13 protein-coding genes are annotated in these 12861 nt (G+C 67.5%); 9 read left to right on the forward strand and 4 right to left on the reverse strand.

Annotated elements, in window-relative coordinates:
- Window positions 1–4: 4 nt before the first annotated feature.
- The 4 genes from ACYQML_RS18100 to ACYQML_RS18115 are packed head-to-tail and all read right to left on the reverse strand — an operon-like array spanning window position 5 to window position 3451.
- Window positions 5–1588, reverse strand: a complete 1584-nt coding sequence (locus tag ACYQML_RS18100) for a DUF6513 domain-containing protein (protein ID WP_311275158.1) — start codon at window positions 1586–1588, stop codon at window positions 5–7.
- Window positions 1585–2163 (reverse strand): amino acid kinase family protein, encoded by a 579-nt coding sequence (locus tag ACYQML_RS18105; RefSeq protein ID WP_311275159.1) that lies wholly within the window; start codon window positions 2161–2163, stop codon window positions 1585–1587. Before ACYQML_RS18105 ends, ACYQML_RS18100 begins: the two co-directional genes overlap by 4 nt.
- Window positions 2160–2867, reverse strand: a complete 708-nt coding sequence (locus ACYQML_RS18110; protein WP_311275160.1) for a (5-formylfuran-3-yl)methyl phosphate synthase — start codon at window positions 2865–2867, stop codon at window positions 2160–2162. The genes ACYQML_RS18105 and ACYQML_RS18110 overlap by 4 nt, the downstream gene beginning before the upstream one ends.
- Window positions 2868–2902: 35 nt before the next feature.
- Window positions 2903–3451, reverse strand: a complete 549-nt coding sequence (locus ACYQML_RS18115) for a DUF3280 domain-containing protein (protein WP_405030599.1) — start codon at window positions 3449–3451, stop codon at window positions 2903–2905.
- Between the two features lie 266 nt (window positions 3452–3717).
- Here ACYQML_RS18115 and ACYQML_RS18120 point away from each other — a divergent pair, with 266 nt between their 5' ends.
- The 9 genes from ACYQML_RS18120 (at window position 3718) to ACYQML_RS18160 (ending at window position 12695) form a co-directional block, all read left to right on the forward strand.
- On the forward strand, window positions 3718–4944 hold the full coding sequence (locus tag ACYQML_RS18120; protein WP_461223403.1) for an ABC transporter substrate-binding protein: 1227 nt from the start codon (window positions 3718–3720) through the stop codon (window positions 4942–4944).
- Window positions 4945–5098: 154 nt separating this feature from the next.
- Complete coding sequence (locus tag ACYQML_RS18125; protein ID WP_207413109.1) at window positions 5099–6085, forward strand: YVTN family beta-propeller repeat protein; 987 nt, start codon at window positions 5099–5101, stop codon at window positions 6083–6085.
- A gap of 92 nt (window positions 6086–6177) precedes the next feature.
- Complete coding sequence (locus tag ACYQML_RS18130) at window positions 6178–6612, forward strand: cupredoxin domain-containing protein (protein ID WP_461233589.1); 435 nt, start codon at window positions 6178–6180, stop codon at window positions 6610–6612.
- A gap of 14 nt (window positions 6613–6626) precedes the next feature.
- Window positions 6627–6869, forward strand: a complete 243-nt coding sequence (locus ACYQML_RS18135; RefSeq protein ID WP_461233590.1) for a hypothetical protein — start codon at window positions 6627–6629, stop codon at window positions 6867–6869.
- Window positions 6866–7621, forward strand: coding sequence for an ABC transporter ATP-binding protein (locus tag ACYQML_RS18140; protein WP_461233591.1), 756 nt, complete (start codon window positions 6866–6868; stop codon window positions 7619–7621). The genes ACYQML_RS18135 and ACYQML_RS18140 overlap by 4 nt, the downstream gene beginning before the upstream one ends.
- Entirely contained in the window at window positions 7618–8511 is an 894-nt protein-coding gene (locus ACYQML_RS18145; RefSeq protein ID WP_311275164.1) for an ABC transporter permease, read from the forward strand. The genes ACYQML_RS18140 and ACYQML_RS18145 overlap by 4 nt, the downstream gene beginning before the upstream one ends.
- The gene (locus ACYQML_RS18150) at window positions 8508–9134 is read left to right on the forward strand and encodes a hypothetical protein (RefSeq protein WP_056424346.1); all 627 of its coding nucleotides are present in this window, start codon (window positions 8508–8510) and stop codon (window positions 9132–9134) included. Before ACYQML_RS18145 ends, ACYQML_RS18150 begins: the two co-directional genes overlap by 4 nt.
- Window positions 9135–9610: 476 nt before the next feature.
- Window positions 9611–12061 carry a TonB-dependent receptor gene (locus tag ACYQML_RS18155; RefSeq protein ID WP_311275166.1) on the forward strand — a complete coding sequence of 817 codons (2451 nt, stop codon included), beginning with the start codon at window positions 9611–9613 and terminating at the stop codon, window positions 12059–12061.
- Between the two features lie 211 nt (window positions 12062–12272).
- On the forward strand, window positions 12273–12695 hold the full coding sequence (locus ACYQML_RS18160; protein ID WP_244478121.1) for a hypothetical protein: 423 nt from the start codon (window positions 12273–12275) through the stop codon (window positions 12693–12695).
- Window positions 12696–12861: the final 166 nt, after the last annotated feature.

A 12861-nucleotide genomic window follows, 5' to 3' on the forward strand; every position in this document is an offset into this window, starting at 1 on the left:
CGGATCAGGACTCGCCGCTCTGGTCGGGCCGGTCGTTCGGGACGAATTTTCCGCAGACGATGCGGCCGCCCTCGTCCGAGAGCGCATCGCCGGTCCGCGACCGGCGGGGCTCGTTCGGGGCTGGCTCGATCGTCTCCGGCCTGGCCGCACCCGCTTCCGGGGGCACGGCATCGCGGGTGGTGCGCTCCGCGCCGCCGGGGCCGGAATGCTTGGTATGCCCGGCCTTCTTGAAAGCAGTGGTGTCCTCGACCTCCTCGTCGGCGGCGACGCCCCAGCGCAGGGGCTCGTCCTGGACGTAGCGCTTGCCGAGGCGCCAGGCCGTCTCGGCCTTGGTCAGCTCGCCGCCGAGATAGAAGGCGTGGGCCCCGTCGGCGGCGACATCGAGATCGGGAAAGAACGCCATCGCGTCGGTGCCGATCGTGTGGACGTCGCGGTTGAAGGCGTGGATGCCGTCCTCGGCCACCGCGATGCGGTAGTTCGGGTCGCGCACCTCCGCCGCCTGGGCGGCGATCTCCTCCGGGGTCTGCACGAAGGGGCGCTTGTCGTGCACGGCCAGCAATTGGCGTCCGTAGCCCTTGGGCAGGGCGGAATCGGCCTTTGCGGCGAACATCACCCGGCGGGCGGCGTCGTGCTCCTCCACCGTGCGCCGGGTGTGGTTGGAGACCTGCACGATCAGGACGTTGCGGATCGACAGTTCCGAGCACATGCCGACGAGGAGGGCGGTGACGCCGAGACTGTCGGCCTCGGTGAGTTCGGTGAGGTTGCCGGTGCCCATCATCATCTCGATGCCGGGCCAGCGTTTGCGCGTCTCGTGATAGCGCGTGATCGATTCGACGAAGCCGAAATGGATCGGCTCCAGGATCGGGTCGGCCATGTAGGGCCGGCCGGCCTTCTCCATGCGCTCGATGGCGCGGTCGAGGGAGGGCAGGTCGTCGGGCCGCATCGGCACCAGGATCGGCACCGCATCGGTCTCGAAGGCGAGGTCCAGGGTCTCCTCGTTGAGGCTGAGAAGAAAGTCGGCCCCGGCCTTCGCCCCGCGCGTCAGCTCGTCGAGGGAGAAGGAATCGACGCTGACCTTCAGCCCCGCCCCTTTCAGCAGGCGAACGCACTCTTCGAGATGCGGGAACTCGGTGTCGGGGAGGCCGCCGAGATCGATCACGTCGGCGCCGCGTCGCGCCAGGTCGAGGCCCTTGGCCAGGATCTGCTCGGGATTCATCTTCGAGGCGTCGACGATCTCGGAGAAGATGCGCAGATCGTGCCGCGAGAGATCGACGTTGCGTCCCGCGAGGCCGAGATAGGCCGGAAGGTCGACCACCTCGTCCGGCCCGCGCTCCACCGGCAGGCCGAAATGAGCGGACAGCGCCTCCGGATTGGCGCGGCAGCGGCCCGGCAGGACGATGCGCGTGGCACCGTCGGGGATCGTCACGCGGCGGCGGATGATCTCCTCGGTCATCAGCGCGGCGACCTTCACACCGGCATCGGCGATGCTCCAGGTGAAGCGCTCGGCCGGCAGGGTCGCGGCGACCTTCTCCAGGCGAGCTTTCGCCATCCGGCCGGTGATGAAGACGAGATGTTCGGGCGCGCTCACGCGGCGGCCCTTACGATATCGGCGCCCGGACCCCGGATCACGATCTCGCCAGCGTAGGACGCGGCGAAAGCGGGGAAGGCCGCATCGACCACGCCCATCCGGACGAGGTCGGACAGGCTGGCGCCCGCCGGGCGATCGATGGATTTCACCAGGATGCAGCGGGGCGCCTCGAGTTCGGTGGCGAGCCAGAGGGCGAGGCTGTCCGAGGTGACGTCCCAGGTCTCGGGGATGGAAGGGTGTCCGTCTTTCAGCGCGACGGGGTCCCAGATGACGGACGCCTCGGCCGAGCGGGCTTCCATTACGCTGCGCACGATGGCGAGGCGCGGCTCGCCCTCCGAAAGCACCTCCGCCATCCGGCCCATGGCATCGAGGGCGAGGCGGTGGGCGAGGGCGTCCGAGAAGCCCAGTTGTCCCTGGGCCTGACGCACCGCGTCGGCGAACGGACCGCCGCCCGGCACGACGATGCAGCGGCCCTCGCCGCCATCCGCCAGGACGCCGAGAAGCCGTCCGAGCCGCGCCGCGTCCGAGACGAGGCTGCCGCCGAGCTTCACGATGGTGGGAGGCGCGCCCGTCACGCCGCGTTCCGCCGGTCGAGCCCGCGAAGAGTCTGCACGGCCAGGGCCACGCGCTCCGCGTCGAGGCCGCGCGTCCGGTCGCTGCCGAAGCAGAGGCCGCCGCGAAAGCCGAGATAATCCGGCCGGTGCACGGCGAGGACGGCGATGTCGGCGATCGTCAGCGATCCCGCGAGACCGGAGAGCAGGCCATGGAGGCGGGCGTCGGCGGTGAAGGCCGAGAGGCGAGGGGCGGGCAGGAGGTCGCCGAGGCGCCGGCCGTCTTTGGCGGCGGTGTCGATCATCACCCCGGCAAAGCCCGCCCCGGCGAGGCGGCCGACGAGGTCGTCCGGCATCGGTGCTCCGGCGAAGAGAACCGCGATCAGGCGGCCGGGGGCGGCCCGCGCCGCGGCGGCGAGGGCGTCGTCGTCGAAATCGGCCCGCACGGCGACCTTGACGTAGCCGATCCCGGTCCCGGCCATCGCTGCGACCGATCCGGGCAGGGAAGCGGCGTCCTGCGGCTCGCCGGCCACCGCACTGCTGACGGCCTCGTCCGCGATGGACGCGACGATCGCCCTGACCGTCTCGACCGGGAGCGCCCCGAGCGCGCCCCGGACGGGGTCCTTGGCATCGACGAGGTCGGCGCCCGCCCGTGCCGCCATCACGGCCTCGTCGGCGTCGCGGACGCTGACGAGGAGGCGGGGACGCGCGCGCAGATCGGATGACATCGGCTTCGACACGGAATGATGGGGCAACGGGAGACTCAGGATCGGTTGGGCAAGGGTTCGGCCAGGAGACGGTTCTTGACCACCCATCGCATGGCATGGGCCCATGTGTCGTCGGTATCGGCCCGGATCACCACCTGTCCAGCCCGCACGACCTTGCCGGAAGCGGCGTCCGAGATAAGGACGTAGAGATTGAAGATCTGGTTGGAGCCCTTCTCCACGAAACCGTTGACGGCAAGATCGGCCCCGAGGCTCTTGGCGATGGTGGCGGCGCAGCCCTCGCATTTGAAGAGGGGAGCCTGTTTGGCGATCTCGGCGGCCTGGGGCGCCACGTCCACGACCTCCACCGCATTGCCGGCGGTGAGCGCCTTGCGGAGCTCGTCCGTGACCAGGGCGAGGCGTCGAGCTTCGTCGGGACGCGCCTTGCGGCCGCCGACCACACCCGGATCGTTGAGTTCGATCCCGAAGATCGCCGCCTTGTCGGGGGCGGCGAGGGCCGGTCCTGCCAGGACCGATCCGGCCAGGATCGCGAGCACGGAGGCCCGCGCCACCGCGTATCCGGGGCTGGGGAGTGGTAACGAAACCATAGGCTTGGCGCGACGAGACCTGACGAATGGGGACATGGCGAACCTGTGTCACGATCGATGCGGCCTGCGGCGGACACCGCGCCCGTGCCTTGAAAGTCGAGCAGTGACCGGATTTGACAAGTCGTGCAAATCGGCTCGCCCGCTCCGAGCGATCTCGCGTGTATTCGCGCCCATCGGCACGCAAGCGACGCTCCGCCGCGCCTTAGGGTTTCCTTATGCTTCCGCGATTGAGCGTATCCGCGCAATGTTGTTAGCGTGCCGACCGTATGAACGCATCGCTCCTCTCCCGATCCGCCGCCCTCGTCCTCACGCTCGGCCTCGGCGGCACGGCGTCCCTCGCGGTGGCGCAGGAACCGGCGGCCTCCGCGCAGGCGGCGGAGGCCGCTCCGGGTGACACCCATATCGGCCTGATCTACCGGCCCGAGATCGCGCCGTCCTCCTACGATGCCGAGGCCGCGCCGGAGGATGAGGGCGTCGCCGGCGCCCGCATGGCGGTGAAGGACAACAACACCACCGGCCGTTTCACCAAGCAGACCTACGCCCTCGACGAGGTCGCTCTGACGGAAGGCAGGAGCGCCGTCGACGCCGCCCGCGACCTCGTTGGCAAGGGGATCCGCTATCTCGTCCTGGCGCTGCCGGCCGACGAGGTTCTGGCGGTCGCCGACGCGGTCAAGGGGGAGGGCGTGACCGTGTTCAACACCGCCGCGCCCGACGACCGCCTGCGCGGCGCCGAGTGCCGCAAAAACGTCTTCCACGTGATCCCGAGCCGGGCGATGCAGACCGACGCGCTGGCGCAGTTCTTCACGCTGATGCGCTGGCGCAAGATGTTCTTGATCGTCGGCCCCAACGACAACGACAAGCTCTATGCCGACGCGTTCCGGGCCTCGGCCAAGAAGTTCTCCCTGAAGATCACCGCCGAGAAGCCCTGGACTTTCGGCCCGCTCGCCAAGGCGCGGGGCGACACGCCGACCCGCTCCGAGGCGATGGTCTTCACCCGAGGCGTCGATTACGACCTCGCCATCGTCGCCGACGAGGCCAATGATTGGGGCGACTACGTCCCTTTCCGCACGGTGGACCCCCGGCCGGTCGCGGGAACGCAGGGGCTCATCGCGGCCACCTGGCACCCGACTCTGGAGACCTGGGGGGCGGCGCAGGCGCAGAACCGCTTCCGGCGTCTCGCCGGCCGGCTGATGCGGCCCCTCGATTACCAGGTCTGGGCGGCCGTGCGCTCGGTGGGGGAGGCGGCGACGCAGAAGAAGACCGCCGATCCGGCCGTGCTCGCACCCTACTTCGCCGACCCGGCCTTCAGCCTGCCCGCCTACAAGGGCGTCTCGCTGACCTACCGTCCCTGGGACCATCAGCTGCGCCAGCCGATCATCGTGGTGCAGCCCAAGGCCATGGTGACCGTGGCGCCCGAACAGGGGTTCACCCATCAGCGCACGCCACTCGATACCCTCGGTGTCGACCTTCCCGAGACGGCGTGTAAGTTCTGACGGTCCGCGAATGTTCGGGGATCTGCGAATTTTCGCGCCCGTCCTGCGGCAACGCGCTTGCGTTCCGCGTGCAGGCATGCGCTCCCCGTCAGGACAAACTGCACTATAATCACTGTCAATCGCGCAAAGAAGCGATGCCCAGGGAGAAGACGGAATGAGCCTCGGCTTCAAGGCAGGCGTGTGTGTGGCCGCCCTCGTCGGTGCGACGATGGCTCTGACCGCCACCGCGCAGGCCTACACGGTCTACGTGACCAACGAGAAGGGCAACACCGTCAGCGTCATCGACACGGCGACGATGGCCGTGACCGGAACCTGGAAGGTCGGTCGGCGCCCGCGCGGGGTGACGACGAGCAAGGACGGCAAGGAGCTGTTCGTCTGCGCCAGCGACGACGACCGCATCGACGTGCTCGACACCGCCACCGGCAAGGTGGTGCGCTCGCTCCGCTCCGGACCCGATCCGGAGCAGTTCATCCTCGGCCCCGGCGGCAACCCGCTCTACGTCGCCAACGAGGATGACAGCCAGGTCACGGTCATCGACATCGAGAAGAACAAGGTCCTGGCCGAGGTGCCCGTCGGTGTGGAGCCGGAGGGAATGGGTCTGTCGCCGGACGGCAAGATCCTGGTGAACACCTCCGAGACCACCAACATGGCGCATTTCATCGACACCACCACGTTCCAGGTGATCGACAACGTGCTGGTGGATGCGCGGCCGCGCTTCGCCGAATTCACCTCGGACGGGAAGTTCCTCTGGGTCTCGGCCGAGGTCGGCGGCACGATCAGCATCATCGACGTCGCCGCGCGGCGGGTCATCAAGAAGATCACCTTCAAGATCCCGGGCGTGAACGACGAGGCGATCCAGCCCGTGGGTATCCGCATCACCAAGGACGGGACCAAGGCCTTCGCGGCGCTCGGCCCCGCCAACCGCATCGCGGTGATCGACGCCAAGACCTACGAGGTTCAGAAGTACCTGCCCGTGGGACAGCGGGTCTGGCAGCTCGCCTTCACCCCGGACCAGAAGTTTCTGTTCTCCACCAACGGCTCCTCCAACGACGTCTCGGTGGTGGATGTGGAAGCGGACAAGGTGATCAAGAGCATCCCGGTGGGATTGCTGCCCTGGGGGGTGACGGTGTCGCCGAATTGAGGTGCACTTTCCCTCCCCACAAGGGGGAGGAGGGACGCGCGGATATGCCGAAGGACGGACCGCCTCAAGGCGGCCAACGGGAGGACGATCACATGACGGGGACGATGCGGACGATCACCCTCGCCCTGGCGGCCCTGCTCGCCACCGGGCCGGCCTCGGCCCTCGATCTCACGAAGAAGCGCTCCACCCTGCCGGATCTCGTCCTCGGTAATGAGGAGGGCAACGATTTCGTGGTCGAGAACCGGGAGATCGAACTCGAATCCGGCAAGGCCTATCGCCTGCGCATCGTCGCCAAAGGCCGGCAGGAATATAAGTTCTACGCCACCGAGTTCTTCCGCAACATCTGGTTCAACCAGATCGTGATCCAGCATCTCGAGATCCACGGCAGCGGCCCGCCGGACCACCTCGAATTCGACGATCCGGGCGAGATCGCCATCGAGTTCGTCACGATCAAGCCGGGCGAATATCCCTGGTCGATCCATGGGCTCGAATCCAAGGGCATGACCGGCAAATTCATCGTCAAGTAAGGCAGGGCCTCCGCATGCGTCTCCTCATCCCGACCTTCGCCCTCCTCCTCGCCTCCGGCCCGGTGCTCGCCGACGACAAGGCCGCCTGTGCCGAGGGCATCGCCATGATCAAGGACGCCCTCGCCAAGGGGCCGTCCGAGACCGCCGCGCCGAAGCTCAAGAAGGCGCTCCGCGTGGCCGAGCGCGAGCAGGGCGAGGGCGAGTTCGACGAATGCCTCGATGCCGTCGGTGACGCCAAGCGGGCGATGAAGCCGTGAGCGACGGGGCAGTGGAGAGTGCGGCCCTCGACGTGGCCGGCGTGAGCCATCGCTTCGGCGCGCGCGCGGCCCTGTCCGACGTCTCGATCCGGGTGGAGCGGGGCCGGTTCATGGCCCTGCTCGGCCCCAACGGCGCCGGCAAGACCACCCTGTTCTCGGTGATCACCCGGCTCTACGCCAACCAGGACGGGCGGGTCTCGATCTTCGGCCACGGCCTCGACCGCGAACCGTCCCGGGCGCTCGCCCGCCTCGGCGTGGTGTTCCAGGCCCGGACCCTCGATACCGACCTCACCGTCGAGCAGAACCTCCTCTACCATGCCAGCCTGCATGGCATCGCGCGCCGGGCCGCGAAGGCCCGCATCGCTGCGCTGCTCGCCCGCGTGGGCCTGAGCGACCGGCGCGACGACAAGGTGCGCACCCTCTCCGGCGGCCAGTCGCGGCGCATCGAAATCGCCCGCTCCCTGGTGCATGAGCCGAAACTCCTCCTCCTCGACGAGCCCACCGTGGGGCTCGATCTCGAATCGCGTGCCGACATCGTCGCCATCGTCCGTGCCCTGGTGCGGGAAGAGGGACTGTCGGTCCTCTGGGCGACCCATATCTTCGAGGAGATCGACGGGACCGACGACGCGGTCGTCCTTCACAAGGGTCGCATCGTCGCCCGGGGGACGGCGGCGTCCATCGCTGAAGGCGACGAGACTTTGGAAGCCGCCTTCCGGCGCCTCGTCGCCGAACCGCCGAGGCAGGCCGCATGACGAAGACCGTCGCCACCACCGCTTCGACGGCTGCGAACGTCACCGAAAAACCGGTGCCCCATCTCGGCCGCCTCGACGCGGTCGGCTACCTGATTTGCCTCGGCGGCATCGTCCGTCGCGAGCTTCTGCGGTTCTTCAACCAGAAGGAGCGGTTCTTCTCCGCGCTCGTGCGGCCGCTGGTCTGGCTGTTCATCTTCGCGGCGGGCTTCCGCAACACGCTCGGGGTCTCGATCGAGCCGCCCTACCAGACCTACGTCCTCTACGAGGTCTACGTGGTGCCGGGGCTGGCCGTGATGATCCAGCTGTTCAACGGCATGCAATCCTCGCTCTCCATGGTCTACGACCGCGAGGTCGGCTCGATGAAGGTGCTGCTGACGAGCCCCTATCCGCGCTGGCTGCTGCTGCTGGCCAAGCTGATCGCCGGCGTCACCGTCTCGGTGGTCCAGGCCTATGCCTTCCTCGCCATCGCCTGGTTCTGGGAGCTCGACATCCCGGCCATCGGTTACGTGGCGGCGCTGCCGGCCTTCATCGCCTCGGGGTTGATGCTCGGCGCCATCGGTCTGCTCCTGTCCTCGATGGTCAAGCAGCTCGAGAATTTCGCCAGCGTGATGAACTTCGTGATCTTCCCGATGTTCTTTGCTTCATCGGCCCTCTACCCGCTCTGGCGCATCCGCGAGTCGAGCGAGACGCTCTACCTGATCTGCATGGCCAATCCCTTCACCCATGCCGTCCAACTCGTGCGCTTCGCCCTCTACGGGCAGTTCGAACCCGTGGCCTGCGCCGTCGTCCTGGGCACGACCATCGCCTTCTTCACCCTCGCCGTCATCGCCTACGATCCCGGTCGCGGCATCATGGCCCGGCGCGGCGGACCGGCCGGAGACAATTCATGATTTTTTCGCGGACATTCGTGCTGGCCATGGCGGCCGGCGCTCTCCTCTGTGGGCCGGCCCTCGCTCAGCCCAAAGCCGATCCGGACTGGCCCTGCGTCCAGCGCAAGGTCTCGACCCTGAGTCCGGGCACCGTCTGGACGGGACCGGATCTGGAGGCCGCCGGCCCGTGGGGCGACGATTACGAGGCGGCCTCGCTCGCCCAGAAGATCGCCTCGCGCCGCACCGACCTGAGCGAGGTCGATCCGCTGCTCGACGAGTTCGTCGCCAAGGCCGGTGACGAGAAGGCCAAGCGCCTGACGCGGGTCTTCGCCGGCGTGTTCGAGGTCGTCAACAACGAGCGCAGCCGGGTCATCGGCGGCATCGCGCGCTATGCCCAGGGACAGCGGCGCATGGCCGAGCGCATCCGCCAGGAGGCCGACCAGATCAGCGCGGTGAAGGACGGCCCGAGCGCCAACGACGCCCGCGAGATGCCCAAGGAGGCCTCGGAACTGGAGACGAAATTCGCCTGGGACCGGCGCATCTTCCAGGAGCGCAGCCAATCCCTCAATTATGTCTGTGAAGTGCCGACCCTGCTGGAGCAGCGTCTCGGCGAGGTCGCCCGCAAGATCCAGGCGCGCCTCTGACCCGACGGCCTCGACGCCCGCAAACCCGCATCCTCGTCAGTCCCGCCGAATCTCCCGGCGGGCCTTTTTCATGTCTTCTACGAGGTTCTCCGTAAGCCCGACCCATGGGTCACGTTCACGCAGGCCCGGTCTTCGATCCATGCGGCCGGGCGGGTCCCACCACGTTCGATTCGTCCGGCCTGACGTGAGGCCGCCACGTTCGAGGGGCCTGCTCAATCCAAGAATTCACCGAAAACATTCCGGCACCGTAGATTGCCGAATGATCCCGTTTGTCGTTCCTATTGGTCCCGAAGCCTCTGAATTCTCAGGTGAATTATGTTGCGCGGAGGTCACGCGAAGACACCATCTCCGTAAGACCCTTATGAGAATCGGTGAAACCCCTCGTCACCGGATTGTCCAAGCCCGATACGCTCCGCAACATTGATCAACGAGCCGGGAAAACCGGCCACGCTGTGGAAACCGAAGGGTCTTGGGACATGAAGAAGCGGACGCTGCGGAGCAGCCTCCTCGTTTCGGTAGCGCTGCTGCCGGGCGTCGCCTACGCGCAGGGCACGATCGTCGGCGGCCAGCAGGCCGTGACGCTGCAGGAGCTCGATGTCGTCGCCACCACCCCATCGGCGAGCGTGCGCAGCGCCCAGGGCGTCCTGCTCGGCCAGGAGCGTGACAAGCTTCCACAGAACACCAGCGTCCTGACATCTGCTGACGTGAACCGGGTCGGCACTCCGAGTGTGCTGCGCGCCCTCGACGAGCGGATCGGCTCGATCAGCATCAACAACGCACAGGGCAACCCCTTCCAGCCGACCATCACCTATCGCGGCTTCGAAGCCTCGCCGCTGGGCGGAAGCCCGCAGGGCGTCGCCGTCTACGTGAACGGCAACCGCTTCAATACCTCGTTCGGCGACACCGTGCAGTGGGACCTCATCCCCGACATCGCCGTCGACCGCATCGAGCTCGAAGGCTCGAACCCGGCCTACGGCCTCAACGCCCTCGGCGGCGCCCTGAGCGTGCAGCTCAAGAACGGCTTCACCTATCAGGGCACCGAATTGAACCTCTCGGGCGGCTCGTTCGGGCGCTTCGGCGGCTCGTTCCAGCACGGGCAGCGCTCGGACAATGTCGGCCTCTACATCGCCGGCACCGCGCTGTCCGAGAACGGATGGCGCAAGCACTCGCCCTCGCGTCTGCGCCAGTTCTACGGCGATCTCGGCGTGCAGGCGGAGAAGGGTGAGTTCCACCTCAACTTCATGGGCGCGGTCAACAGCCTGACCGGCAACGGTACCCTGCCGGTCGACCTGCTCGATTTCCGTCGCAGCGAAGTCTTCACCTATCCGGACAAGACGCTGAACGCCTTCGGGCGGATCGGGATCTCGGGCAACTACGACATCTCGCCCACGGTCACCCTCTCCGGCAACGCCTATTACGGCCGCTTCGAGCAGAACACCGCCAATGGCGACGCCGCCGAGGTGGAGCGCTGCGAGGAGAACGAGCGATTCCTCTGCTCGGAAGGCGCCAACGAGGAACAGTTCTTCCTGCGCGACCGGTTGAACCGCCGCGTCCAGGCGAGCAGCATCCGCACGGCGAACTTCGCCCGGCTTCCGGCCTTCGCCGAGCGGTTCGACGAAGGCGGCCCCTACGCCTTCCTCAATTCCACCCGGACCAACACCGAGAATTTCGGTGTCTCGGTCCAGACCACCGTGCGTGAGACGCTGTTCGGCCTGCCCAACCGCTTCGTCCTCGGCGGTTCGTACGATGGCGGTCGCACGGCCTTCACCGCCGACAATGCCGTTGGCGGCCTGACCTTCGACCGCGGCTTCTACGGGCCCGGCGTTGTCGTGCGCAGCGACGACAACTCGATCACCCCGGTGAGCGTGAAGTCGAGCAACGATTACGGCGGCATCTTCCTGTCGAACAACACGGACCTGACCGACCGCCTGACCCTGACGCTGCAGGGCCGCTTCAACATGGCCAAGATCGTGCTGGAGGATCAGCTCGGCACGGCGCTGAACGGCAACCACTATTTCCAGCGGTTCAACCCAGGCATCGGCGCGAGCTACAAGATCGTGCCCGACTTCCTCACCGTCTATGGCGGGTATGTCGAGGCGAACCGCGCGCCCACCCCGGCCGAGCTCTCCTGCGCCGATCCTCTCGCCCCGTGCTCGCTCACCAACTTCTTCGTCGGCGATCCGCCCTTGAAGCAGGTCATCTCGCGCACGGTCGAGGCGGGTTTCCGCGGCAAGCTGCCCTCACCGATCGAGCTCGGGGTGCTGAGCTGGAAGGCCGGCGTCTTCCGCGCCCGCAACGAGGATGACATTACCTTCGTGCCGTCCGACATCACCATCGGCCGCGCCTATTTCCAGAATGTCGGTTCCACCCGCCGCCAGGGCGTCGAGGCGAGTCTCGCCATCACCACCCCGGTCTGGAACGCCTTCGTCGATTACGCCTTCGTCGACGCGACCTTCCAGTCGCCGCTGACCCTGGCCTCCGGCGGCAACCCGTTCGCCACCCCGAATCCGGCCCAGCCGGACAATTCGGAAGCCAACCAGATCTTCGTGAGACGCGGCGACAAGCTTCCCGGCGTCGCGCCGCATCAGGTCAAGATCGGTGTCCAGTACATGGTCACGCCGGAATGGAAGGTCGGCGTGCTCGCCCGCGTCGCCACCGGCAAGTTCCTCGTCGGTGACGAATCGAACCTCAACAAGACCACCGGCAACTACGCGGTCATCGGGTTCAACACGAGCTACCGGGTGAGCGAGAATCTGGAGGTCTACGGCTATGTCGAGAACGCGCTGAACGCGAATTACGCGACCTTCGGCACCTTCTCGCCGGTCGGCGAGGTTCCGATCCTGGCCCTGCCCAATGCCAGCTCCAACCGGAGCCTGGCACCCGGCGCGCCGATCGCGGCCTATGGCGGAATGCGCATCTTCTGGTAGGCGCCCTCGAGCCCCTACGTTGGGCCACCGCTCCGGAGACGGAGCGGTGGCCTTTTTTGTCGGTCGCCACATTCGGTCGCCACGTTCGGTCACCATGTGCGGCGGAGTGTCCCGCCAGGGGATGATCGGCCCCGGCTCGACGATGTCGCAGCAACATGCGGGGTGATTCGAGCGTTGGCGTGCCATGTTCGACATCATCGGAAAGCATCGCATGACCAAGGCCCCCAGCGAGACCAGGACGTCCTCGACCAAGGCGCATTCGCCGACTACGGCCTCGCCGCTGATCCGCATCCTCGCGCCCGCCCTCGTCTTCACTGCCATTGCGGGTCCGGCCTTCGCCTCGGCCTGTTCCGACCAGATCGCCACGATCGAGCGTCGCCTCAACAGTTCCGGCGCCGTGTCGGTCACCGGCACCGCCTCGGCCGACGGCAAGGTCGCCACCAACCCGTCGATGGGCCTCGACGCGCCTCCCGGCGGAAAGCCCACCGACGCCTCGACCACTCCCAATGCCAAGAGCATCGACCACGCCCGTCACCTGATCGAGCAGGCGCGCAAGCAGGAAGCGGCCGGCGATGCCAAGGGCTGCGAGAACACGATGACCGAGGCCAAGAAGGCAGCGGGCTCCCTGCCGTAGCACAAGGCCCGATCACGCCGGCTTTCGGCGCAAGAATGGAAAGAGGCCGCCCTTCGCGATGCAAGGGGCGGCCTCTTTCGTGGTTGGGTCCCACTCTGGACTCGCTGAGCCTGACTTATCGAGGTGCGGCCGCGCGGCGGCGGTCATCCGCCGGACCTCACCGCTC

This window comes from Methylobacterium sp. CM6244 (assembly GCF_054817885.1).

Bases quoted from the DNA above. Each gene is read 5' to 3' on its own strand.
- ACYQML_RS18110 (WP_311275160.1), bottom strand. From the start codon at position 2,867: ATGTCATCCGATCTGCGCGCGCGTCCCCGCCTCCTCGTCAGCGTCCGC.
- ACYQML_RS18115 (WP_405030599.1), bottom strand. From the start codon at position 3,451: ATGGTTTCGTTACCACTCCCCAGCCCCGGATACGCGGTGGCGCGGGCC.
- ACYQML_RS18120 (WP_461223403.1), top strand. From the start codon at position 3,718: ATGAACGCATCGCTCCTCTCCCGATCCGCCGCCCTCGTCCTCACGCTC.
- ACYQML_RS18125 (WP_207413109.1), top strand. From the start codon at position 5,099: ATGAGCCTCGGCTTCAAGGCAGGCGTGTGTGTGGCCGCCCTCGTCGGT.
- ACYQML_RS18130 (WP_461233589.1), top strand. From the start codon at position 6,178: ATGACGGGGACGATGCGGACGATCACCCTCGCCCTGGCGGCCCTGCTC.
- ACYQML_RS18135 (WP_461233590.1), top strand. From the start codon at position 6,627: ATGCGTCTCCTCATCCCGACCTTCGCCCTCCTCCTCGCCTCCGGCCCG.
- ACYQML_RS18145 (WP_311275164.1), top strand. From the start codon at position 7,618: ATGACGAAGACCGTCGCCACCACCGCTTCGACGGCTGCGAACGTCACC.
- ACYQML_RS18150 (WP_056424346.1), top strand. From the start codon at position 8,508: ATGATTTTTTCGCGGACATTCGTGCTGGCCATGGCGGCCGGCGCTCTC.
- ACYQML_RS18155 (WP_311275166.1), top strand. From the start codon at position 9,611: ATGAAGAAGCGGACGCTGCGGAGCAGCCTCCTCGTTTCGGTAGCGCTG.
- ACYQML_RS18160 (WP_244478121.1), top strand. From the start codon at position 12,273: ATGACCAAGGCCCCCAGCGAGACCAGGACGTCCTCGACCAAGGCGCAT.